Raw genomic sequence first — 24,551 nt, 5'->3', positions numbered from 1 at the left:
TAGATTTTGAAAAGCTCCGTCTTCTTTTGGGTGATGAGGTTGATGAGGGGCAGGAGCGTTATGCGTTTACTTGGCCCGGTAAGGCGGATGCCATTCGTCAATCCCAGACAGTGAGTACAGCAACGTTGAGACCGTGCGTGGAGAAGAGCCGTGGACGAGATGGCGAAGATGGTTCCTTTGACTCCGATAATCTTTATATCGAGGGTGATAACCTCGAGGTGCTAAAGCTGCTACAGCGCGGCTACCACGGCAAGGTCAAGATGATCTACATCGACCCGCCGTATAACACCGGTCATGACTTTGTGTACAAGGACAGCTTTGGTGACACCATCGCAAATTACAAAGAGCAGGCCGGGCTCACCGGCCAGTCGAACGCCGACACAAGCGGCCGCTATCACAGCGACTGGCTGTCCATGATGTATCCCAGGCTGCACCTGGCGCGGGAGCTGCTGACAGACGACGGGGTCATCTTCATCAGCATCGACGACAATGAAGTAGACAACTTGAAAAAAATTGCAGATGAGGTGTTTGGCGAAGCTAATTTTGCTGCTCGCTTTATGTGGACGAAGACTATGACGCCACCAGCGCTTGCGTATAAATGTCGCAAAACGGTTGAGTATGTGCTTTGTTACGAGCGGAAGGCAAACGAATCAAAATTTTTCGGTGCATGGCTCGATAATGGGGATGCCCCTCTATTAAACACAGGTAATCCAATTAAAACATTGGAGTTTCCTGCTGGCTCTATCAGATTCAATTTCATAAACAGGGGCGTGCTTCCCGCTGGCGGCTATGAGGGCGTAAGCATTCTTGAGAACATCAAAATTGAGAACGGCGTAAATGCAAATAAGGCCGTATTGAAGGGTCAATTCAAATGGCAACAGTCAACTTTGGATGATGAGATTGCTGCTGGAACATATTTTCTTGCAAAGACGAAAAAGATGTCTTTGAGGTTCCAGCGAATCGCTAACGATGATAAATACAAGACACCGACGAACTATATGCCAATAAAGCTTGACAGCAGCGTCGATGTGGGTACGAATGAGAGCGCCAGCACTGATATGGACGATCTTGGGATGGGTGGCCTCTTTGACTTTACAAAGCCGAAGAGCCTAGTGATTGCCCTCATCAAAATGCGTTGTTTTCTAGATAAGAACGATATTATCTGCGACTTCTTTTCGGGTTCTTCAACAACTGCGGCGTCTGTGCTGCAACTAAATGCAGAAGACGGCGGTCACAGAAAGTGCATTTCCGTACAGCTCCCAGAGATAATCGAAGTATCAAATTCAGATGACAGCAAAAAGAAAGCGATGACGGCGAAGCGAATCGCCTTCCTAGACGGTCTTCATTTGAACCACGACCTTGCTCAAATCGGTGAAGAACGCATACGTCGTGCCGGCAACAAGATTAAGACCGAAATCGAAAAAGAAAATGCGCAGCCCAAACTCGGTGAGGAGCCCAAGAGGATGCCTGACATCGGCTTCCGCGTCTTCGAGCTCGACAGCTCCGGCATCGAGCGGCCGGAGCCGGGCACCCTCATGCGGGACGTGGTGAAGCCCGACCGCTCCGAGCTCGACATCGTCTTCGAGATGATGCTCAAGTGGGGCCTCGAGCTCACGCTGCCTGTGGAGCGTGTCGAGGTCGTGGGCTATCCCGTCTGGTCCGTTGCAGCAGATGAGCTCATCTGCTGCATGGACCCGGGACTCACCACCGATGCCCTGCAGGCGGTGGCGGACCTCGAACCTCGTCGCGTCCTCATCCTCGATTCCATCCTCGACGATTCCCTCAAGCTCAACGCCGTGCAGATCTTCAAGAACGCCGCCGAGCGCACCGGGTCCGAGATCGAACTGAGGACGGTCTGACATGTCCCAGATAGAATTCAAGTTCTCGCCAAACCAGCAATACCAAATTGATGCAATCAATGCTACCTGTGATCTTTTTCGGGATCAGGAATTTGCCATAAGCGTCTTCGATGCAGGGGATGAAGTATCCGGGCAGAAGAGGTTGGAGGGTTTCTCGGTAGGTCATGGCAATGAGCTAAGAGTGGCTCCTGGCCGTCTATTGAAGAACCTTCATAGTGTGCAAGAAGAACATTGCCTGCCACCCACTGACAGGCTCACGGATGGTCGACTACGCGACTTCACCGTGGAGATGGAGACTGGTACTGGTAAAACCTATGTCTATATCCGCACCATTTACGAGCTCAATCAGCGTTACGGTCTCACCAAGTTCTTGATCGTGGTGCCTAGTGTGGCCATTCGCGAAGGTGTGCTTAAGAGCTTTGAAACTACTAAGAAGCACTTTGATACTTTGTATGATGGGGTGCCGCTGGACTACTTTGTCTATGACTCCAAGGACATGGGGCCTGTAGGTAATTTTGCTACGTCCAGTTCTATCCAAGTCATGATCATCAACATTGATGCGTTTAATAAGGGTCTTGAAAGTGATGGGTCGGCGAAAGAGGGAAATCTCTTCCACAGGCCGAGTGAGAAGCTTGCAGGAGGCTTCAGTCCACGTGAGTTGGTAAGCGCTTGCAAGCCTGTTGTTATCATCGACGAGCCTCAAAGCGTGGACAACAGCAAGTTGGCGAAGGCGGCCATTAAGAGTTTGAATCCTCTGTTTGTGCTGCGCTATTCGGCAACCCATAAAGACACCTATAACATGGTCTATCGCCTCACACCGGTAGATGCCTTTGACCGGCACTTGGTAAAAAGCATCTGCGTGGACTCGGTTAAAGCTGCCCCTAATCTCAACGGATCCTATGTGAGGCTCGATTCTGCCAAAGCCGATCCTTTCTCGGCGAAGCTCACCATCGATGTGCGTCAGAAGAACGGAACGCAAAAGCGCAAGACGGTCACGGTAAGGCAAGGGGCAGACCTCTTTCAAAAGAGTGGCGAGAATACTGACTACGAAAATGGCTGGATAGTCCAAAATATTGGGGCTGCTCCTGGCAACGAGTTTATCGAGTTTCAGAATGGCGAACAGCTTGAGCTGGGAGAAGTGGTAGGCGACGTCAGTGAAGAGCTGGTAAAACGGGCTCAGATTAGGCGCACGATAAACGATCACCTGGAGCGCCAGTTTGTTCTGTGGCCACAAGGTGTGAAGGTGCTGAGCCTATTCTTCATCGATCGCGTCGACCGCTATCGCATCTATGAGCCCGAAGTGCACGGCGGCATCTATGCCCAGATGTTCGAAGAGGAATATGTAGCAGCTCTGGACAGTAGGGCTTCTCGGCAGGCGTGTAAAACGGCTGGTATTGCTCAGGGTACCTGGCGTGAGTGCTATGAGGTTTTGGGAATTCCGTTGAGCATGGATCCTCATAGGGTGCATCAGGGCTACTTTGCCATGGATAAGAAGGGCAAGTTCAAAGACACCAAGGGTAAAGCGACGACAGCGGATGATCAGGGCGCCTTCGAGCTCATTATGCGCAAGAAGGAGACATTGATCTCCTTTCCGGATGGCAAAGATCCAGAGAAGGATGTGGCGTTCATCTTTAGCCATTCGGCACTTAAGGAGGGCTGGGATAATCCCAACGTCTTCCAGATTTGCACGTTGGTAGAGACGAAGGACAACCTCACTAAACGTCAGAAGATTGGCCGCGGCTTGCGTTTGTGCGTAAATCAGGAAGGGGAGCGCATTCACGATCCGGAGGCCAACATTCTTACCGTCATCGCCAATGAGAGCTACTCGGATTTTGCCAATGGACTGCAGAAAGAGTTTGAGGCTGACGATTTCAAGTTTGGAATCATTACCCCAGAAAGCTTCACTATGGTGATGCTGAATACGGGTAAGGATGGCGAAGAAGAGCGGTTGGGATATGCGAAATCGAAACAAATCTTTGACTATCTGATTGTCTCAGACATGATCAGCGCAAAGGGTGCGATTTCTCCTGAGCTTAAAGCGGCCGCTGAAGCAGGTGTAGTGGAATTACCTGAAGAGATGGCTGCTGCAAAGGAGCAGGTAGAGGCCATCATCATTCATAAGGCTCAGAAGGTGCAGATCCATGACAAGGCTCAAGAGGTCACAGTAGAGCTTCAAAAGGACGTGAGCTTGGATCCTGCGTTCCAAGAGCTTTGGGAGCGGATCCGCCAGCGCACACGCTTCGAAGTGGAGGTGGACTCTCAGCGTCTTGTCGATGAGTCTATCGAGGCCATCAATGACATGCCCAAGATACAGCTACCGCAAATCACCAGTGAGCGAGCATCGCTGAGCATTGATGACAGTGGAGTAGATACTGAAGGCATTGGCACATCTGTGGTCAATGTGGCAGGCGCGATAAAGTACAACCTTCCTGATCCGGTGGCAGAGCTTCAGGATGCCGTGGGTCTTACACGCTCAACGTTGGTGGACATTCTTGAAGGCTGTGATCGCTACGACGAGTTTGCAATCGACCCCGCAACGTTTTTGGAGCAAGTGGGAGCCAAGATCAGCAAAGTGAAGAACGATCTGATTGCTCAGGGAATCAAGTACGTGAAGTTGCCAGAAGACGAGTGGTACACCATGAAAGACTTGAAGGTGGACGACTATACCGCCTACCTGGGACAAAATGCCTGGGAGCCAAGCGTGCAGGGCAAAAGCCTATACAACTACGTGGTCTATGACTCCGCAGGTGTTGAGCGCAATTTCGCCGAGGCGCTGGACAAACAGGAGGAAGTGTTGGTGTTTGCCAAGCTGCCGCCTCGATTCAAGATCGATACGCCGCTTGGCAGCTACAACCCCGATTGGGCCTATGTAGAAGAGGTCAATGACGAGAAGCGTGTCTTCTTTGTCACTGAGACCAAAGGCGGCAAAAATGGTGATCCTGCGCTTAGGAGATCAGAAGAGCTCAAAATCCAATGTGCCAAGAGGCATTTTGCGGTGTTGGATCTAGGCAAGGATTTTCACTACGAGACCATGACCACCTATCAGGTAGGAGGAGTATTGGCGTAGGCAGCGATTTGAGCGCTTGATCCGGTTATAAGGGCCCCGCACGTCTTTGAGCAAGGGATGTGCGGGGCCTTTTGGCGGCGGGGTTTCTCGGTACGAAAATCGATATGTGTTTGCTGGAGCACGTAGTGACGCCAAAAGATTGTAGGCCCCGTCGATGCAGATGTGCCTTTAGACGACCTTGCAGGGGTTGTTGAGGCGGATAATGTGGGTGGTACAGCAAGCGAGCAGGGCTGCGAGCACCTAGGTCGCTAAGTGGAGCTTTGTTTGCAAGGAATTGGAGCAGTCATGGCGGCAGGGAGTGGAGAGCCGAAGCGTCGAGTGTTTGCGGTGTCGGCTGTTGCCGCATTTGTGCTTGCTGTGGCTGCCTGGCTGCTTTGGCCTCTGGCTTTTGGGCCGGATCCTACGCCGGCTCAGGGGGTGCCGGAGTCTGAGTTTGTAGAGGTGCCTGTTGACGGGTCTGACCACGATGGAGACGGGATATCGGATTCTCAGGATATTGTTGCTTCGGCTCGCAGGTATACTGCCACACGACCACGCTATGGCAGTGCCTACTATGAAGGTGGTGCGCCTACGGATGGCCGTGGTGTATGCACCGATCTTCTAGCAGCTGCACTAAAAGGGGCAGGATGGGACTTGCAAACATTGATAGATGAGGACATTAAAGCCGATCCAGAGGCTTATGAAGTAGATGTGCCAGATCCCAATATCGACTATCGTCGGGTGCGCAATGTGGCGGTGTACCTTGAGCGGCATACCACTTCGCTATCGCTGGATCCTCATGATGCGACCGCCTGGCGTGCAGGTGACATAGCGGTATTCAGGGATCATGTGGCCGTGGTCTCTGACGTAAGGCTTCCAGATGGAGTGCCGTATCTCATCCATCATGAAGGTCCTCTCCAAAGAGCTTTTGAAGAAGACATCCTCACTGCACGTTCTGACTTGGTAGGCCATTACAGGATGCAGTGATTAGACGAGGGCCCCGTACATATCCCAATAAGGAATGTGCGGGGCCCCTTTGGTTGCACGATCTTCTCGGCAAGGAAATGAGTGGGGGAGAGCTGAAGGATCAGTAGGTCTCCCCGCTGTAGTTGAGGCGGTCGATGGCGGCTTCCATGTCGTCGCCGCCCTTGACGAAGGCCTGGGCGAGGACGCCGTAGTCGGTGACGGCCAGGTTGAAGAGGTCCAGGAAGCTCGCGGTGGATTCCTTGCCGGTGGCGGGACTCTTCCAAGGCAGGTGGCCGGGGTTGGCCAGGGGGCAGTCGTCTGTCTGGAGCACCTCGTGGGCCATGGCCTGGATTTGCGAGGTGGTGCCACGCAGAGACTCCTCAATGACGGCGAGGACTTCGCCTTTGGGGGAGCCGGCGGGCTCGATGAGCTTGTAGACCGTCTGCATGTCGTTGACACAGGCGCCGTAAGCCTCAACAGGCAGGGAGATGCCGTAGATCTGCCAGGCGATCTGGGAGAAGAGAGCGCCGGCGACGCGGTCGATGCGCGGGGTGCGGCAGAGCTCGTAGGCGGGAGGGCAGTCGAGCACGGTGGAGTGGCGTTCGCGCCAGAGGAGCCAGGAGTCTAGGCGCCCCTCGATGATGGCGTGGACCTGGCTGTCAAGGCCGTCAAGCTCGCCATGGGATTGGGCTATGATCTCATTTTGCTCGGCAAAGATGAAGGGATGCGTGGTGCGGTCGAGCGTGTAATGGCCCAGCATGCCTAGGGCAAAGGCGCGGCCTACCTTTTGGTCTGGCAAAGGCAGGCGGCCTACAGAGTCGCGCAGGGAGTTGAAGGCCAGCGCCACACGCTCGCCATGCATGCGCTTGGCCAGCTCGTGACAGGCAGAGAGGTCTTGAGGCAGGCCGCGAAAGCGGAAGAAGAAGGGGTCGGGCCCCTGGTTTCCCAGCAGAAAGGCCAGGAGCTGCTCTTGATCTTCGATAATGGAATCGGGGAGCTCAGAGACGCATTTCTCCCCAAACAAATGGTGGGTGATGAGAGCGGGCATAGCTGACTCCTTTTTAGAAGAAGACCCGTTGAACATAAAGGTTCAACTGTCACATTAGATAGACGAGTACCGATGGCAAAGGTTTCTCGGTGAGATAAAAGTGTAGCGCACAACAGCAGGTACCTACCCCTTTCATCCATGTAAGAAATAAAGGACAACTTTTTAAGAATGTGTGGTCATGGGGGAATTAGGTGATGGTTCACAGATAGAACTAATATAGGTGCCTTGGTGCTCTAAGGTTATCGTCAGCAATCTTACGAAGCATCATTTACCTTGATGTTCGCTATCCTCCTCGAAAGGAGACCGCGTGAAGCTCATCGGCGGCCATACCCGACAAGAACGCGATTGGATCATGTACGACGTGGGAAACTCGGCCTTGGTCCTGCTGAGCACCACGGTGACGCCCATCTATTTCAACGCGCTGGCAGCAGAGACCACCGATGCCGCAGGGCTTGTGGCCCAGTGGGGCATGGCTCAGACCGTCTCTTCGCTCATCGTGGCGATGCTCATGCCTATTTTGGGCTCTCTGGCAGACTTCAAGGGCAACAAGATCAAGTTCTTCTTGGGGTTCTTCCTCACCGGTTTGGTAGCTTGCTTCGCTCAGGCATTGCCGGTGTCGGCGGCGGTGTTTCTCGGCATCTATGTAGTGGCCACCGTGGGCCTTAACTCATCGATGACCTTCTATGACGCCATGCTCATCGACGTCACCGATGATGCGCGGATGGACGACGTGTCCTCGGCAGGTTTTGCATGGGGCTACATTGGCTCCACAATCCCCTTCATCGCCTGCATCGCGCTGATCTTTGGGGGCCCAGCGCTTTTGGGGCTCCCCACGGGCCTTTGCACTCAGATCGCCTTCGTGATCACGGGCATCTGGTGGCTGGCGTTCACTATCCCCTTGGTGCGCTCCTACAAGCAGAAGTACTACAAGGAGTCCCATGACGTCCGTGCCGAGGTGGCTGCCACCTTTGCCAACCTGGGCCGCACGTTGAAAGACATCGCCCGCGACAAGCGCCTGTTCCTCTTTTTGGTGGCGTTCTTCTTCTACATCGATGGCGTGCACACCGTCATCTCCATGGCCACCAGCTATGGCAGCGCCCTGGGTATCGACAACACGCACCTCATCATGGCGTTGCTGGTGACGCAGTTTGTGGCGTTTCCCTCGGCCATCATCTACGGCAAGCTGGCCGACCGCTTTGGCACCCTCACCATGATCATCGTGGCCGTGGTGGCCTATTGCGGCATTGTGCTCTTTGCGGCTGCAGCTCTTCGCACCGCTACCGAGTTTTGGATCCTGGCCATTTTGGTGGGCCTCTTCCAGGGCGGGATCCAGGCGCTTTCTCGCTCCTATTTTGGAAAGATCATCCCCAAAGACCGCTCAAACGAGTATTTTGGCTTCTACGACATTTTTGGTCGCTATGCCAGCGTAATGGGAACCCTGTTGGTGTCGGTCATCACCACGATGACGGGCAATGCCAACTTGGGTGTGCTTTCCATCGGCATCTTGCTGGTAGTGGGCCTGGTGATGCTTCTCATCATGCCTAAGGGTGAGCCAGAGCATCCAGTGGCCGCTGCTTAAATCAAGCAGCCGTCGCTTTCATAGGCTTGAGCTGGGGCGCAACCTGCCTGGCACGTGAAGGTGTCCGGGGCGGGTTGCGCTTTGGCGTGGCATGGGGCATCTTAGGAGGACTTTGGTAGTGAGCAGGGAGAATGCATGAATGTGTCGGCCATGCTGGTATTGGGCATCGCGCTTGCTATGGATGCCTTTGCAGTGACCATCTCCAACTCCATTGCTTTTGCAAGCGAGCCCAGGCGGCGCCTCGTTATGATGCCCGTGCTCTTTGGCCTCTTCCAGGGGCTCATGCCATTGCTGGGCTACTTCTTGGGCGGCGTCTGCGGCGATCTCATCGAGACCTACTCGGGCATTGTGGCCCTTATCATCCTTGGCATCATCGGCGGTAACATGGTGCGCGAAGGGGTTGCAGCGCTCAGAGTGGGCGAGCCTGAGGAGTCGAAGCCTGCCAGCGAGCACTTAAGCGTGACCCAGCTGCTCTTCGAGGCAGTGGCTACCGCCATCGACGCGTTTGCAGTGGGCGTGTCGCTGCGTGCCATGGGTGCCAACATCTGGATCTCCTCGTTGGTCATTGCCCTCTCTACCTTTGGCGTGTGCATTGTCGGACTTGCGCTGGGCAAGCGCGTAGGCTCTGCCATGGGCGACAAGGCCGAGATCCTAGGTGGAATCGTGCTTATTTGCATTGGCCTTAAAGCCTGCGTTTTCCCGGGCTAGAGGGGATCGAATTTAAGGACGGCTCGCAGAATAGGCGGCAGGGTTTATCGGCAAGGACTTTGAGCAGCGCGAAAAGGGCATTTGGATACCACTGGTACCTCAGTCGTGAATTATGGGTATTGATGTATGTCCCTAATGGGCACAAGTGAAGACATCAATGGCTTTATTCCATGGGAGGTAACCATGAATCAGTCGCTTTTCAAGCGCACTAAAGCGTCCATCATTATTTTGGGCGTGGCTCTCACCCTGTTGGGCATGGGCTTTTTTATTGCTCCGGCCGCCTCGGCTCTCTTCCTCGTCTACGTATGTGGGTGGGCGTTCATCTTCGCCGGCATCGGCACCATTGTGGGCTATTTCCGTCATGACCCTGCCGATCGCGGCGCTGCCAACATCGTCCTTGCCGTGGTCGAGATCGTGTTGGGCATCTTCATCATGGTTTGGCCCGGCTGGTCCATGATGTACCTGGTCATCCTTCTGGGCTGCGTCATCTTCATGACCGGCGTGTGGGATATCTTCGACGCCTTCAGCATCCGTCACATCGAGGGTTCTCGCTGGGGCCTCTGGCTGGTGCTTGGCATCCTTACCGTCTTTTGCGGCATCCTCACCTTCATCACCCCGTTCTCCATGGCCGAGGCCATCATGCTCGTTGGCGGCATCTGCCTGATCTTCGACGGCGTCACCGAGATCTGCCTGGGCATCGCCCTTTAACCCTTTTTGCCGAGAAACCCTTGCCCCTCCAATCGGCAAGTTCTGAGCGGCAGGCATAAAGAACGGCAGGCTCCCTGTCAATGCAAAAGCGCCGGAGCTCCTCTAAGAAACGAGGAGCTCCGGCGCTTTTGTGATGCAATTGCCCAGGGAAGCTAGGTATACGTTAGAAGTCTTGGGGCACGGTATTCTCGGCAGCAAAAAGCCCCAGCGAAGTGGGCGATGGCGTAGGCGCTGGGGCTTGCAAGCAAGGGTATCTGTGGAGCCGCTAGGCAGCAGGGAACAGGAACGATCCCAGATAGCACCAGATCATCATGAGCACCACGTAGAGAACAAAGTAGGGAAGGATGCGGGAAAAGATAGTGGAGTCTTCCCCGTTGCAGTCGCAGGCGGCAGAACCGATGGCGATGGATTGCGGGGCGAGCATCTTGCCGGCAGACACGCCCACGGAGTTGGCGGCAGCCAGCCAATAGGGGTTCGCGCCAATGGCTTGGGCGGCTTCCAGCTGCACGTTGCCAAAGAGGGTTGAGGAGCTGGTGCCGGAGCCGGTGACAAAGGTGCCCAGGGCGCCCAGCACAGGGGCGATGAGCGGATAGAGGCCACCCAGCGTGCCCACAAAGAAGGCGGAGATGGCGCTGGTCATGCCAGAATAGCCCATGAGCTTTGCCACTGCCAGCACAGAGAGCATAGTGATCACGGTCTTGCTCATCTGCTTTGCGGTGGCGCCAAGGACGCCCACCATGTCTTTGAAACTCACTTTTTGAATCAAGCCGCCTGCAATTCCGCAGAAGAAGATGAGGACGCCAGGAGTGTTGAGCCACTTGAAGGTGAGAGTGGCTTCCGGATCGCCTGCATAAATGTTCACAGTGGAGGATAGCGAGCTCAAAGGCACCGAGATCCCAGGAAAGAGCGGCGAGGTAAGCAACAGCACCACAAAGATCAGCACAAAGGGAGACCAGGCGATAAGGGCGCTGGTGGCATCGATTGGCTCGCCATCGTCTCCCTGGGGGAGTGCGTCGATAGCGTATTCCTGGGGCACAGGCTTCTTCTTTTGGGAGAGCGCATAGCCAATGGTGCAGATAAGGGCGGCCACCGCACCCACCACTACCGCTAAGTCGGCGCCGATGAAAGAGGCGGTGACAAACTCGGCGCCTAAAAAGGAGAGGGAGGTCACCAGCAGCAGAGGCACCATTCCCTTGAGAGCCTTGGGACCGCCACCGGCCACGATGCATACCAGGAAGGGGGTGAGGATCACAAAGGGTGCCACCTGGATCACCTGGACTTGGGAGAGTTGAATCACATCGAGCCCGGTGATGGAAGCCAAGGTATTGGTGGGAATGCCAATAGAGCCAAACATAGTAGGCACACCATTGGAAAGCAGACAGGCTAAAATGGCGGTGACAGGATTGAGTCCCAGCGCCACCAGCATGGATGCAGGAATAGCCACTGCCGAGCCAAAGCCGGCCATGCCCTCCAAAAAGCCGCCAAAGCACCAGGCGATAAGAATCACCAACACGCGCTGGTCAGAAGACACGCCCATGAGTTGGGCCTTGATGATTTCCATGGCTCCCGAATGCACAGTGAGGTTGTAGACCCACACCGCCGCAATGATGACGATGGAAATGGGCCAGAGGGCCATGGCAAAGCCTTCGGCAGTAGCGGTGGCCGCATTGACCACCGGCATGTGCCAGATGAAGAGCGCTTCTATAAGCGTCACGGCCAACGCGCTCAAGGCTGCGGCATAGGCTTCCCATTTAAGGGCAGTAAGTGCCACTATGAGCACGATGATGGGCAGAAGCGCCAGAAGGAACATTCCAAAAATCGTAACCATCTCCCAAGGTAGGTGCGAAGCTCAAAAAAGCACTCCAATGACAGCAAGCCATTGGAGTGCTTGTGATGATGATTCGCGCTGCTCGCCTAAGGAATTGTAGTACGCCAAAGCCTACGCCAAGTCCTCGCGGAACCCTTAAGCTCTCATATACTTGATGGAATAGCTGCGGGAATTCATCGAGGGCCGGCTTTAGGGATGGGTACTATAGGTCCTCAAGGCGAACTAACCCAGAAGCATGCGGTCGTTGTCCAAGGCGCTGCCGGACTCCTCTTCGAACTTCTTGAGCAGGTCCTCCACAGTGAGGGCGTCCTTCTCGGCACCTCTGACGTCGTAGATGATCTTGCCTTCCCACATCATGATGAGACGGTTGCCCATGGAGAGGGCGTCGGCCATGTTGTGGGTCACCATGAAGGTGGTGAGCTGCTCGGAGTCCACGATGGTGCGGATAAGCCCTAACACCTTGGTGGCGGTGGAGGGGTCCAAAGCGGCGGTGGGCTCGTCCAAGAGCAGCAGATCGGGCTTTTGGAGGGTTGCCATGAGCAGGGTCAACGCCTGGCGTTGACCTCCCGACAAGAGTCCGGCCTTGTCGCTGAGACGGTTCTCTAGTCCCAAGCCTAAACCGGCGAGGCGCTCCTGGAAGAGGGCGCGCTCGGTTTTGGTGACGCCCCAGGCCAGGGTGCGGCGCTTGCCGCGGCGATAGGCCATAGCCAGGTTCTCGGCGATCTGCATGTCGGCCGCGGTGCCGCGCATGGGGTCTTGGAAGACGCGGCCCAGGTACTTGGCTCGTTGGGGCTCTGAGAGCAAGGTGACGTCTTGGCCATCCAGGGTGATGGTGCCGCCGTCAGGCAAGAACATGCCGGCGATGATATTGAGGAGTGTGGACTTGCCGGCGCCGTTGCCGCCGATGATTGTGATGAAGTCGCCACGATCCACGGTGAGGTTGCATTTGTGGAGGGCGCGTTTCTCGGTCACCGTATGGCGGTTAAAGGTCTTGGAGACGTTCTTGAGCTGAAGCATGGGTTGGTTTTGAGCGGTCATTAGTCATCCACCCCTTCCCGCTGGTAGGAGCTGCGCTGCTTGACCCGGCCAGCCAGATAGGGGACGCCTAGGGCGACGACCACGATGAGGGCGGTGAGCAGCTTCATGTCGTTGGCGTCCAGGCCAAACTGGAGCACGATGGCGCGAATGAGGAAGTAGGCGGCAGAACCCACCACGGCCGCGATGAGGCGGCTGCCAAAGGAGCGCAGCTTGCCAGGGGTCAGACGCCCCAGGGCTTCGCCTATGACAATGGCGGCAAGGCCAATGACGATGGCGCCGGTGCCCATACCTACGTCGGCGTACTTTTGGCTCTGGCACACCAGCGCGCCAGACATGGAGACCAGGCCGTTGGAGAGCATGAGGGCCAAAAGGATGGTGAAGCGAGTGTCCACGCCGAGGGCTTTTGCCATGTCGGGATTGTCGCCGGTCGCACGCAGCGAGCTGCCAATCTCGGTGCCAAAGAACCAGTAGAGAAGGCCTACCAGGGCGGCAGCAATGGCCACAGCCACCAGAAGCACCACCACGTCGCGGGGAAGGCCGGTGAGGTCTGCCACGTCGCTATAGATTGTGCGGGTGTTGAGCAGGGGAGTGTTGGACTTGCCCATGATGCGCAGGTTCACAGACCACAGGCCAATCATGGTGAGAATGCCCGCCAGGATAGCTGGGATGTTGAGCAGCGCATGCATGAGGCCAGTGCAGCCACCGGCTACGGCTCCTGCCAAAAAGGCCAAAAGCACAGCCAGCCAGGGATCCATGCCGCCGGTCACCATGGCTGTTGCCGCGACGCAGCCGCCTAGGGCGAAGGTGCCGTCCACAGAGAGGTCGGCGATGTTTAACAACTTATAGGTGATATAGACACCCAACACCATTACGCCCCAGAGGACGCCCTGGTTGATGGCGCTGAAAAGAGCGGCGGCCATAGAGCCCCTTTCATGGTAAATAGGCGCCTTGACGCAAGAGGTCAAGACGCCCAAAACTACGGTCAAAATGAAACGCGCACTTGGGCCTTAAGGCCTTTAGCTCTGAAGGCCAGAGACGTCGATGCCCAAGGTCTTGGCGGTCTCCTCATTCACGACCAGCTTGAGATCGTCGCCGGAGAGGTACTCGATGGGCATGTCGGCCGGCTTGGCTTCGCCCTTGAGGATCTTCACTGCCATCTCGCCGGCACGGTAACCCAGGTCGTAGTAGTTGAGGCTGTAGGTAGCAAGACCGCCGCCGGTCACCATGTTCTCCTCGCCGCAGATCACCGGCAGGTCGTTCTCGCTGGCTACCATGGAGACGGTGGCGATGCCTGCGGCAATGACGTTGTCGGTGGGAGCGTAGACGGCGTCCACCTTGCCGGCCATGGACTCTACTACCTGCTGGATCTCGTTGGAGCTGGAGACGGTGTAGCGCTCGGTGGCCAGGCCGGCCTTCTTGCAGGCCTCCTCTGCCATGCGAGCCTGGATCTCGGAGTTAGCCTCAGCAGAGCAGAAGAGGATACCCACGGTCTTGGCATCAGGGACCAGCTGTTTGAGCAGGTCGATCTGCTCGTCGACAGGATTGAGATCGCTGGAGCCGGTGAGGTTGCCGCCGGGGGCATCGTTGGACTCTACCAGGCCGGCCTCGGCAAAGTCGGTGATGGCTGTGCCCACAATGGGGATATCGGTGGTAGAGCCGGCCACTGCCTGGGCAGCGGGGGTGGCGATGGCCAGGATGAGATCGTCGTGGTCGTTTACCAGCTTGGAGGCGATAGTCTGGCAGGCAGACTGGTCGCCCTGAGCATTTTGCTGGTCGATGGTGTAGTCCAAGCCAGAGTCGTTCAGCGCGGCCACAAAGCCCTCATTGGCAGCGTCCAATGCCGGGTGCTCGGTAAGCTGGATAACACCAATCTTGTAAGAGCCGCTATGGGCTTGAGAAGCCTCTGCTTCAGGAGTGGCGGCAGGCTGCGAGCCGCAGGCACCCAAGGTGAGTGCCAAGACGCCAGCCACTAAGGTGACGCCAAGGGTCTCGATGGATTTCATAGGTCCCCCTAATGGTGTGTCCCTCGGGGAGGGAGCGTATACATATTCAGCTTTTTTTACAGCACCCACGAGTGGTTATCGCCAACATTGGTACATCTGTCACGGCGCCTTAATAAAAGAAAATTAAAGGATAAATGAAAAAGCCCCTTCATTGGCCTTGGTACATACACCAATGAAGGGGCTACAGGATGCAAGCAACCTTAGACGTAGAAGAGCATGCGGTTGTAGCTGGGGAAGGGCCAATACTCATGACCTACCACTTGCTCCATGGCGTCCACAGGAGCGCGCAGGGCTTCCATGGCAGGGATAACCACGTCGCGATAAGCGTCGTCCAAAAGGCCGGGATCCTTGATGGCCTGAGCCTCCTTGTTCTTGACCTCCAGGCTGTCGGCCAGCTGGGTGATGAGGGTGATGCCATCGGTAAGCTCAGCCAAAAGCTCGCGCTCTGCCGGGGACTGGATTCCAATGGCTTCCTTGGTGGCCACCGTCTGAGCCAGGTCGCCGGAGTAGTCATAGAGGGCGGGCAGGTAGTAGTGGCGCACCATGTAGACCATGGTGTTTGCCTCGATGTTCAAGAGCTTGGCATACTGCTCGGCCTTGGCAACATAGCGGGCCGTGGACTCTGCCTCGTCGAGCACGCCGTACTTGCTAAAGAAAGCCAGGTTTTCAGGCTTGGTGATGGCAGGCAGGGCGTCTGCAGTGGTACGCAGGTTGAGGAGGCCGCGTTTCTCGGCTTCTTTGGGCCATTCCTCAGAGTAGCCGTTGCCGTTGAAGATGATGCGCTGGTGGGCGGTGAGGGTGTCTTTGATCCAGGCCAAGGCGCTGCTGGCAAACTCCTCCTCAGGCACTTGCTCCATGAGGGTGGCAAACTCATCGAGCATCTCGGCCACGGCGGTATTGAGCACCATGTTGGGGTCGGAGAGGTTTTGCTGGGAGCCGCACATGCGGAACTCGAACTTGTTGCCAGTGAAGGCGAAGGGGGAGGTGCGGTTGCGGTCGGTAGTATCGAGCACCACGTCTGCCAGTTGCGGCACACCAACATCAAAGATCTCATGGCCGTGGCTCGTATAGGACTCGCCGTTGATAAGGGCGTTCACCACGCCGGCCAGATCGTCGCCTAGGAAGATGGAGATGATGGCGGGAGGAGCCTCGTTGGCGCCCAGACGGTGGTCGTTGCCCGCAGAAGCCACCGAGCAGCGCATGAGGTCCTGGTGCTTGTCCACCGCAGCGATGACGGCGGTCAAAAAGACCAGGAACTGAAGGTTCTCCTCAGGGGTGTCCGAGGGGTCCAGCAGGTTTTTGCCGTCTGCGGCGATGGACCAGTTGTCATGCTTGCCAGAGCCGTTCACGTAGTCAAAGGGCTTCTCGTGCTGTAGGCAGGTGAGGCCGTGGTGGCTGGCGATGACCTTCATCTTCTCCATGGTGAGCAGGTTGTGGTCGATGGCCATGGAGGCGCGCTCGAACACCGGCGCCAGCTCATGTTGGCAGGGAGCCACCTCGTTGTGCTTGGTGGTTGCAGGAATGCCCAGCTTCCAGAGCTCGTCATCCAGCTCTTTCATGTACTCATTGACCGTGGGGCGGATGGCGCCGAAGTAGTGCTCCTCGAGCTCCTGGCCCTTCACCGGCTCGCAGCCAAAGAGCGTGCGGCCGCACATGATGAGGTCGGGACGAGAGGCGAAGTCCTTCTCCTGAATGAGGAAGTACTCCTGCTCAGGGCCTACGGTGCACTCGACGGACTTGGGATGCTTGCCAAAGAGCGCCAACACACGCTTAGCCTGGTCGTTCAAGGCCACCGTGGAGCGCAGGAAGGGGGTCTTTTTGTCCAGCGCCTCACCTGTGTAGGCGATAAAGGCGGTGGGAATGCACAGAACCTCGTCTTTAATGAAGGCGGGGCTTGTGGGGTCCCATGCGGTGTAGCCGCGAGCCTCGAAGGTGGCGCGAAGACCGCCGTTGGGGAAGCTGGAGGCATCAGGCTCGCCCTGGACCAGCTCTTTGCCCGAGAAGGTCATGAGCGCAGTGCCGTCTTTTTGGGGGGCCAGGAAGGAGTCGTGTTTCTCTGAGGTGATGCCTGTAAGGGGTTGGAACCAGTGGGCATAGTGGGTCGCACCCTGCTCCAAAGCCCACTCTTTCATGGCATGGGCCACCTCGTTGGCGATGTCCAGATCGAGGCGGCGACCCTCTTTGATTACCTTCTCCAGTTCTTTATACGTGGGCCTGGGCAAACGCTCACGCATGACGGCGTCGTTAAACACCAAGGTCCCGTATTCTTGACTCACCTTAGATGCCATGGGATTCCCTCGTTTCTCTTAGGAGGTTTTAGGGGTTAGGCACAACTCATAGTTAAGAAGCCTACGCACCCTCTGTTTCCCCTCGTTTTCCAACTGAGCACGTTTTTGGGGCCATAAACGCACCAACAGCTTGCCAAATTGGCAACGGAAGCTTGCCGAATTAACACCAATAGCTTGCCAAAAGAGCACCAAACTCTTGCAGGCCCTGATAGCATGAAACTTGCACCTACACACCTTCTCACAAGAAAGGTGCCCTGATGACTGGATCAAACACGGGTAGCACCAGCCCTACTCAGACTTCAAGCCACGCATCTCCTGCAGGCTCCTCTTCGCTTCCTCAAGACGGTCGCCCCAAAGTGGCGGTGGTAGACGGCAACTCCCTCATGCATAGGGCCTTTCACGCCATATCTGCCCAGATGACCTCTCCTCAAGGGGTGCCCACCAACGCCGTCTTTGGCTTTCTCTCCATGTTTCTCAAGCTGGTGGAGGACTTCAAACCCTGGGGCGTCGCGGTGTGCTTTGACAAGGGCAAGCCCAAAGTGCGTATGGAGATGCTCCCCAGCTATAAAGCCCAGAGACCGCCCATGGACCCCGATCTGGCGCCTCAGTTTGGCGAGATCAAAGATGTGCTGGCTGCTTTAAGCGTGCCGGTCTTCGAGCTGGAAGGCTGGGAGGGCGACGACCTTCTGGGTACGCTGGCTCGCCAAGGAGCTGCCGAAGGTTATGACATGCTTCTGGTCACCGGCGACCGCGACATGTACCAGCTCTCCAATGAGCACGTGCAGATAGTCTCCACCCGCAAGGGCATGAGTGATGTGCAGATAATGACTCCCGCCGCAGTAGAAGATTTGTATGGCGGCGTGACACCAGAGCTGGTGCCGGACTTCTATGGCCTTAAAGGCGATAGCTCAGACAATATCCCAGGCGTACCCGGCATTGGTCCCAAGAAGGCCCAGCAGCTGCTGGCCACCTATGGCACCTTGGATGAGGTGCTGGCTCATGCAGACGAGGTCAAGGGTAAGATGGGCGAAAACTTGCGAGCCCACAAAGAGGACGCGTTGCTCTCGCGCAAGGTGGCGACCATCCGCACCGACGCCCCTCTGGATGTGGACCTTGCAGAGACCAGATTTCCCACCTTTGATGTGCCAACTGCCAAAGAGGCGCTGACTGCCTTGGGCTTCACGTCCATTGCCACGCGCCTTTTGAGCTTGGCCGACGGCGGGCAGGTCTCTGAGGCCTCCCTGACCCTGGAGGTCCCTGAGACTCTGGAGGGCGAGGCTGCCCAGGAGGCGTGGCAAAAGGCGATAACTGAGGGTGCCTGGTTAGGCTGTGCGCTGGAAGTGCCAGAGACTCAGAGCCTCTTTGGGCCTTCTTCACGACTCTGGGTAGCCACGCCCACTCATCTGCTGCGCTTCGAGGGCGCCGAGGCCACCGATCGTCTGGTGGATGCCCTGAGCTCTCACAGGGTGGCTTCCTGCGCCCTAAAAGATCTCATTCACCAGGTCTATCCCATGGACTCTTCGCAGCCAGCCGCTCTAGACATCGACCGGGTGGCTCCCGATGCCATCTTCGACTGCGGGGTGGCTGCTTACCTGCTAGACTCCACCAAGACCGAATACGCCCCCGACGACCTCGCCCAAGAGTGGCTGGAGCTCTCCCGCCCTCAGGATGTGAAGGATGCGCCCTTCTCGGCATTGGTGGCCCAGCGCTGCGTGGAGCCCTTATCGGTAGCTTTGGACAAAACGGGGTCCAAGCCCTGCTTCTTTGAGATCGAGATGCCCCTGTTGCCCGTCTTGGCACAGATGGAGCGTACTGGCATGCATGCAGACGCTTCCGTCTTTGCCGAGCAGGACGCACAACTGCAGGCCCAACTATCAATCCTGGCCCAGCAGATTTACGAGACTGCGGGTCAAGAGTTCAACATCGGCTCTCCCTCGCAATTGTCTAATGTGCTGTTTGATGGTCTGGGGTTGCCTACGGCAGGGCTTAAGAAAACCAAGCGCGGGTACTATTCCACCAATGCCAAGGTGCTTGAGGAGCTGGCGCAAACCTATCCGGTGGTGGCTCAGGTCATCGAGTGGCGTGAGAAATCCAAGATTGCACGCACGTATCTGGCGGCATTGCCCCAAGAGATTCGGGCTGACGGGCGCATCCATACCACTTTCAACCAGACGGTGACGGCTACGGGGCGCATCTCCAGCTCAGATCCCAACTTGCAGAACATTCCCGTGAAGTCTGAAGAGGGCCGACGCGTGCGCTCCGCCTTCACCGTGCCTCAGGGCTGGAAGTTCCTGGCGGTGGACTACTCGCAAATCGAACTGCGTCTGCTGGCGCATCTCTCGGGCGACGAGCACCTTATAAAGGCTTTCGTGGAAGGGGAGGATTTCCACGCAGAGACTGCGGCTCGCGTCTTTGGCGTGCCTGTGTCTGAGGTGACTCCCGCGCTGCGGTCTAGGGCCAAAGCAGTGAACTTTGGCATTGTCTACGGGCAGCAGGGCTATGGCTTGGCACAAACCCTTCACATTCCTCAGAAGGAAGCTCAGGAGATCATCGACTCCTATTACCGTGCCTATCCAGGGGTTCGCGCTTATTTGGATGAAACGGTGGAAGAGGCTCGTAAGCTGGGGTTTGTAAGCACCATGTGGGGTCGTAGGCGCCTGGTGCCGGACATTGGGGCGCGTAATGCCATGGTGAGATCGGCCGCTGAACGCACTGCTATGAACCATCCTATGCAGGGGAGTGCCGCCGATATCATCAAAATAGCTATGAGTCGCGTGGAACAGGCGCTTAACCAGGGCAATTACCAAAGCGAACTCATTATGCAAATCCACGACGAGCTGGATTTGCAGGTGCCCGAGACAGAGCTCGAGGAGGTTGCGGCATTGGTGAAAGCCACTATGGAATCGGTGGTTGACCTGCGGGTTCCTTTGGTAGCCGACGTTTCTTGGGGCAACACTTGGGCCGAAGCCAAGTAAAGCCGAGTGCAAGCGCCCCTTGCATAGTGCGACGACCTCTCTGGGATACCTGTAAACAACCTGTCCAAAATTGGGTCTTGCATCCCGGGGGCGCTCGTTGCACAATATTCAACGCACCGCGAGGTGGGAGACGGTGGGTGTAGCTCAGTTGGCAGAGCGACGGACTGTGGCTCCGTAGGTCGAGGGTTCGAGCCCCTTCGCCCACCCCATTCTTTTTGGTGCCATGACATAGCACGGACCGGTAGCTCAGCTGGTAGAGCAGGGGACTCTTAATCCCAAGGTCCAGGGTTCGAACCCCTGCCGGTCCACCATGAAATCCCAGGTAGAAGCTCTAAGGCTTCTACCTTTTTTCGTTTATGTCGCGCTTGTGCTGCAAAATGGGTGACCTCTTTTATGCATAATCACCCCTCCTGATGCCATGCGATGCCCCAAGATCCGCAACCAGCGACGGCAGCCAGATCGGGCTGCCGATGACTGCAATCTCTTACCTCCATGAAGGCGTGGGATTTTATCGGCAGCAGGGTTGCACTGAGAAGGCCCTGCGAGCATTGGCATAATCTTCAAACATGACTACGCATTGCTGGCCATTTATTCACAGATTTTGGGATATTTGCGCCGCTTGGCTTGGCAGGTCCTATCTTGGTCGGATTAAAAGTTTGTGGCGAGTAGGATAGGAGGAGTGAGTTGGAGTGGCTCCCTCTTGAGCCACGCTAAGAAGGGATGCATTCGGGCATGAGCGACTTCATTACGGCAGATCACGTCTTTCTTCATAATCCTGCGACCACGCAGGAAGAGGTTATGGAGTTCATTGCTCGAGAGGCCGTTTCGCTGGGCTATGCCACCGATGCCCCGTTGCTTGTGCAGGCGCTCAACACCCGCGAAGCAGAGGGTTCCACGGGCATGGTGAGCGGCATCGCCATTCCTCATGCCAAGTCTTCGGCAGTACAGAAGCCGCTGGTCATGGTACTACGCTTCACTCATCCCATTGACTGGGAGACCATGGATAAGCAGCCGGTCACCTGCGCCATCGCCCTGCTCATCCCTGATTCCAGCGCCGGCGAGCCTTATCTGCGCCTGCTCTCCAAGCTCGCGGTAGGTCTCATGTCTTCGGACTTTTGTGAGGTGCTTCTCACCAGCGATGATGCCGAGAAGATCGCAGACACCATCGACGAACGTCTTTAGTCGCTGTATTAGGAATTCTGGGGTCTTGAGGCCCCTTGCAGTATGAGCCACCCTAGGGAAAGGGGAGCCCGTTGATCTACACCGTCACTTTCAATCCGTCCGTAGACTATGTGATGCATCCGTCTACTTTGGACATGGGCTACACCAACCGTTCTACCAGCGAGGAAGTCTACGCTGGCGGCAACGGCATCAATGTGTCTACCATTCTTACCGAGCTTGACATCGACAACGTGGCCATGGGCATCCTTGGCGGGTTCACCGGTGAGTTTGTGCTGCAGACTCTGCAGTCTCAGGGCATCAACACCAACTTCGTGTTCCTGGACAAGGGCAATACCCGTATCAACGTGAAGCTCAACGGCATCATCATGACCATCATCAATGGCATGGGTCCCAACATCCCCATATCCAAGGTGGACGAGCTGTTCCGTCGCATCGATCGCATTCAAGAGGGGAGCACCCTGGTGCTCACCGGTTCCATCCCCAGCTGCCTGCCTGAGGATATGTACGACATCATGATGAGCCGCTTCGAGAATCGCGGCATCCGCTTCGTGGTGGATGCTCCCGGCAATCTGCTTATGAACGCCCTGGCAGCGCACCCCTTCTTCATCAAGCCCAACAATCACGAGGTGGGCCGCATCTTTGGCGCCAATCCCGAGACTCCAGAGGAAGTGTTGCCCTACGCCCACAAGCTCCATGAGCAGGGTGCTCAAAACGTGCTGGTGTCCTGCGGCGGTTACGGCGCTGCTTTGGTAGATGCTGAGGGCAACGAGCACACCACCAAGGTCCCACCTTGCCGTCTAGTCAATGCTACCGGTGCCGGCGACTCCATGGTTGCTGGCTTTTTGGCCGCTCTGGATCGTGGCATGAGCTACGGGGAGGCTTTGAACTTTGCCTCTGCCTGCGGCTCTGCCACCGCCGCTTCCAATGGCTTGGCCAACCGCTCCACCATCGAGCGCTTCTACGCCGCGCTCAACCACCTGCTGGCAGACGAGAAGAACAAGGTGGGTCAGGAAGTTGTCGAGGTCGTGGAGACTCTCGATGAGAACGATGAGGACGACCAGGAGTCTTAAGTCACCTGTAAGCTAACTGGTACAATCATTACGGCTTTTAGGGAGCGTACTGTTCCCAAGGCATAGAAAATCGGGGCCTTGTCCCAAGGCCCCTCGCCCAAAGGAGAAGATTATGGTTTCTCAGACTGTTACTATCATTAACCCCACCGGCCTGCACATGCGTCCCGCCGGCCTCTTTGCCTCTACCATGGGCAAGTTCTCCTCCAACGTCACCATCAAGGGCAATGGCAAGGAGATCAACGGCAAGTCCCCCATGGCCATCATGGCCGGTGGCCTTGGTGCTGGCACTGAGATCGAGATCGTGTGCGACGGCGCTGACGAGGAAGAGGCCCTGAAGGCCGCCGTGGACCTGGTTGAGTCTGGTCTTGGCGAGTAAACGGCGCCTGGTTTCTTTAGTGCCATAAATAGAGTTTATGACCATAAGGGCGTGCGCAGAAAGCCAAGGCTGGGCACGCCCTTTTTATTTAGAGGGGCAAGGTCCCCTCTTAAGAGGAGGCTTACATGTTCCAGGGCATTAACGGGTCCGATGGCATCGGTATTGGCCAGGCACAGGTGGCTATAGAGCCAGACCTGAGCTATACCCCCACGGCCCACAATAACCCTGAAGCAGAGCGCGAGCGCTACAACAGCGCTCTTGACGCATTCTGCGATCACACCCAGGCTCAGGCCGATCGCATGGCCGTGACCGTGGGCGAGGAAGAGTCGCAAATCATGATCGGCCACATCAACATGGCCCGCGACCCCTTCATGATCGACGAGATCACCAACCGCATCAACAACGGCATGAGCGCCGAGCAGGCCGTGGATGAGGTCTGCGACATGTTCTATGGCATGTTCGACGGCATGGATGATCCTCTCATGCGCGAGCGCGCTGCAGACGTTCAGGACATCCGTGTGGGCCTTCTGGCCAACCTGCTGGGTAAAGAGGTCGTCGACCTCTCCGTGCTGCCCGCGGGCTCCATCGTGGTGGTAAAGGATCTTACTCCCTCGATGACCGCTGACATCGACAAGGAGAACGTGGCCGGCATCGTGACCGAGACCGGTGGCCGTACTTCCCACTCTGCCATTATCGCCCGTGCTCTGGAGATCCCCGCCGTGCTCTCCGTGCCCAATGCCTGCACCATCTGCCGCTCTGGAGACACTGTGGTGGTAGACGGCACCCGTGGCGAGGTCTTTGTGAACCCCAGTGAGGAGGATCTGGCTCACTTCGAGGCTGAGGCCAAGGCCGCTGCTGAGGCCAAGGCCGCCCTTAACGCCTATCGTGGTAAGCCCACGGAGACTGCTGACGGCGAAAAGGTGTTGCTGGTGGCCAACATTGGCAACCCCGATGACGCCACTGCCGCCATCGAGCACGACGCTGAGGGCGTGGGTTTGTTCCGCTCCGAGTTCCTGTTTATGGACTCCAAGGAGCTTCCTTCTGAGGAGGAGCAGTTCGCTGCCTATCAGAAGGTAGTTCTGCGCATGAAGGATCAGCCTGTCATCATCCGCACCTTGGATGTGGGCGGCGACAAGGAGATCCCCTACCTCGACCTCCAAAAGGAAGAGAACCCCTTCATGGGCTATCGCGCTGTGCGCTACTGCCTGGCCAATCCTGATCAGTACAAGGTGCAGTTGCGCGCCCTCCTTCGCGCCAGCGCCTTTGGCGACATCAAGATCATGGTGCCGCTGGTCACCTCCCTTGAGGAGATCCGCGACGTAAAGGCTCTGGTGGAGGAGTGCAAGAAGGAGCTGGACGCAGAGGGCATCAAGTACAACCCCAACATCGAGGTTGGCACTATGATCGAGACCCCCGCCGCCTCCCTTATCGCAGACGATCTAGCTGCCGAGTGCGACTTCTTCTCCATTGGCACCAACGACCTCATTGGCTACACCATGTGTGCCGACCGCGGCAACGACCGCATCGCTTACCTCTACAGCGTCTACAACCCTGCCGTGCTTCGCTCCATCAAGCGCGTCATCGAGTGCGGCAACGAGGCTGGCATCATGGTGGGTATGTGCGGCGAGGCTGCTGCCGACCCCCTGCTCATCCCTCTGCTGATCTCCTTTGGCTTGGGCGAGTACTCCGTGTCCGCCCCCTCGGTGCTACGTACCCGCAAGATCATCTCCGAGTGGTCCAAAGCTGAGGCAGATGAGCTGGCCGAGAAGGTCATGAAACTCAAGACTGCCGGCGAAGTGAAAGACGCATTGGCAAAGGCTGCCAAGTAAGTCTTTTCCCTTTGAAGCCATGCACTCAATTTAAGAGGTCCTCGCATC

Annotated in this window: 17 protein-coding genes and 2 tRNA genes; 13 read left to right on the top strand and 6 right to left on the bottom strand. The window is 56.7% G+C overall.

Annotated elements, in window-relative coordinates:
- Positions 1-26 precede the first annotated feature (26 nt).
- From OR601_RS04675 to OR601_RS04665, 3 genes are all read left to right on the top strand, one after another.
- Positions 27-1,859 carry a site-specific DNA-methyltransferase gene (locus tag OR601_RS04675; RefSeq protein ID WP_265591183.1) on the top strand — a complete coding sequence of 611 codons (1,833 nt, stop codon included), beginning with the start codon at positions 27-29 and terminating at the stop codon, positions 1,857-1,859.
- A 1-nt stretch (position 1,860) separates the two neighbouring features.
- Positions 1,861-4,926 carry a restriction endonuclease gene (locus OR601_RS04670; RefSeq protein ID WP_265591182.1) on the top strand — a complete coding sequence of 1,022 codons (3,066 nt, stop codon included), beginning with the start codon at positions 1,861-1,863 and terminating at the stop codon, positions 4,924-4,926.
- Between the two features lie 285 nt (positions 4,927-5,211).
- The gene (locus OR601_RS04665; RefSeq protein ID WP_265591181.1) at positions 5,212-5,892 is read left to right on the top strand and encodes a DUF1287 domain-containing protein; all 681 of its coding nucleotides are present in this window, start codon (positions 5,212-5,214) and stop codon (positions 5,890-5,892) included.
- A gap of 100 nt (positions 5,893-5,992) precedes the next feature.
- On the opposite strand, the gene OR601_RS04660 is transcribed toward OR601_RS04665, so the two are convergent.
- The gene (locus OR601_RS04660) at positions 5,993-6,919 is read right to left on the bottom strand and encodes a zinc dependent phospholipase C family protein (protein ID WP_265591180.1); all 927 of its coding nucleotides are present in this window, start codon (positions 6,917-6,919) and stop codon (positions 5,993-5,995) included.
- 352 nt (positions 6,920-7,271) lie between these two features.
- Between OR601_RS04660 and OR601_RS04655 the strand changes: the two genes are divergently transcribed.
- From OR601_RS04655 to OR601_RS04645, 3 genes are all read left to right on the top strand, one after another.
- Positions 7,272-8,498: an MFS transporter gene (locus OR601_RS04655; RefSeq protein WP_265592377.1), complete on the top strand. Its 1,227-nt coding sequence runs from the start codon at positions 7,272-7,274 to the stop codon at positions 8,496-8,498.
- Positions 8,499-8,633: 135 nt separating this feature from the next.
- A complete protein-coding gene (locus tag OR601_RS04650) occupies positions 8,634-9,206 on the top strand; it encodes a manganese efflux pump MntP (RefSeq protein WP_136012673.1) in 573 nt (190 codons plus the stop codon).
- A gap of 183 nt (positions 9,207-9,389) precedes the next feature.
- Positions 9,390-9,914, top strand: a complete 525-nt coding sequence (locus OR601_RS04645; RefSeq protein WP_167604317.1) for an HdeD family acid-resistance protein — start codon at positions 9,390-9,392, stop codon at positions 9,912-9,914.
- 265 nt (positions 9,915-10,179) lie between these two features.
- Here the strand turns inward: OR601_RS04645 and OR601_RS04640 are convergent, their stop codons facing one another.
- The 5 genes from OR601_RS04640 to OR601_RS04620 all read right to left on the bottom strand — a co-directional run bounded on the left by OR601_RS04640 (position 10,180) and on the right by OR601_RS04620 (position 17,071).
- Positions 10,180-11,742 carry an L-lactate permease gene (locus tag OR601_RS04640; RefSeq protein WP_265591179.1) on the bottom strand — a complete coding sequence of 521 codons (1,563 nt, stop codon included), beginning with the start codon at positions 11,740-11,742 and terminating at the stop codon, positions 10,180-10,182.
- A gap of 222 nt (positions 11,743-11,964) precedes the next feature.
- Complete coding sequence (locus OR601_RS04635; protein WP_323373066.1) at positions 11,965-12,780, bottom strand: ABC transporter ATP-binding protein; 816 nt, start codon at positions 12,778-12,780, stop codon at positions 11,965-11,967.
- Positions 12,780-13,700 carry an ABC transporter permease gene (locus OR601_RS04630; protein WP_265591178.1) on the bottom strand — a complete coding sequence of 307 codons (921 nt, stop codon included), beginning with the start codon at positions 13,698-13,700 and terminating at the stop codon, positions 12,780-12,782. Before OR601_RS04630 ends, OR601_RS04635 begins: the two co-directional genes overlap by 1 nt.
- A gap of 96 nt (positions 13,701-13,796) precedes the next feature.
- Positions 13,797-14,783, bottom strand: a complete 987-nt coding sequence (locus tag OR601_RS04625; RefSeq protein WP_265591177.1) for an ABC transporter substrate-binding protein — start codon at positions 14,781-14,783, stop codon at positions 13,797-13,799.
- Positions 14,784-14,983: 200 nt separating this feature from the next.
- A complete protein-coding gene (locus OR601_RS04620; RefSeq protein ID WP_265591176.1) occupies positions 14,984-17,071 on the bottom strand; it encodes a glutamine synthetase III family protein in 2,088 nt (695 codons plus the stop codon).
- 257 nt (positions 17,072-17,328) lie between these two features.
- Between OR601_RS04620 and polA the strand changes: the two genes are divergently transcribed.
- The 7 genes from polA to ptsP all read left to right on the top strand — a co-directional run bounded on the left by polA (position 17,329) and on the right by ptsP (position 24,503).
- Positions 17,329-20,046, top strand: a complete 2,718-nt coding sequence (gene polA, locus OR601_RS04615) for a DNA polymerase I (protein ID WP_265591175.1) — start codon at positions 17,329-17,331, stop codon at positions 20,044-20,046.
- A gap of 133 nt (positions 20,047-20,179) precedes the next feature.
- A tRNA-His gene (locus OR601_RS04610) sits at positions 20,180-20,255 on the top strand.
- Between the two features lie 26 nt (positions 20,256-20,281).
- Positions 20,282-20,357, top strand: a tRNA-Lys gene (locus OR601_RS04605).
- 421 nt (positions 20,358-20,778) lie between these two features.
- On the top strand, positions 20,779-21,228 hold the full coding sequence (locus tag OR601_RS04600) for a PTS sugar transporter subunit IIA (RefSeq protein ID WP_265591174.1): 450 nt from the start codon (positions 20,779-20,781) through the stop codon (positions 21,226-21,228).
- Positions 21,229-21,299: 71 nt separating this feature from the next.
- The gene (gene pfkB, locus OR601_RS04595; protein ID WP_136012680.1) at positions 21,300-22,298 is read left to right on the top strand and encodes a 1-phosphofructokinase; all 999 of its coding nucleotides are present in this window, start codon (positions 21,300-21,302) and stop codon (positions 22,296-22,298) included.
- A gap of 112 nt (positions 22,299-22,410) precedes the next feature.
- The gene (locus OR601_RS04590) at positions 22,411-22,674 is read left to right on the top strand and encodes an HPr family phosphocarrier protein (protein WP_136012681.1); all 264 of its coding nucleotides are present in this window, start codon (positions 22,411-22,413) and stop codon (positions 22,672-22,674) included.
- Positions 22,675-22,799: 125 nt separating this feature from the next.
- Positions 22,800-24,503 (top strand): phosphoenolpyruvate--protein phosphotransferase, encoded by a 1,704-nt coding sequence (gene ptsP / locus OR601_RS04585; RefSeq protein WP_265591173.1) that lies wholly within the window; start codon positions 22,800-22,802, stop codon positions 24,501-24,503.
- Positions 24,504-24,551: the final 48 nt, after the last annotated feature.

Origin of the sequence: Leptogranulimonas caecicola (assembly GCF_023168405.1) — a bacterium.
Lineage (GTDB): Bacteria > Actinomycetota > Coriobacteriia > Coriobacteriales > Atopobiaceae > Leptogranulimonas > Leptogranulimonas caecicola.
Note: the sequence above shows the minus strand (reverse complement) of the source record. Positions and strands in the feature narration are given on the sequence as shown.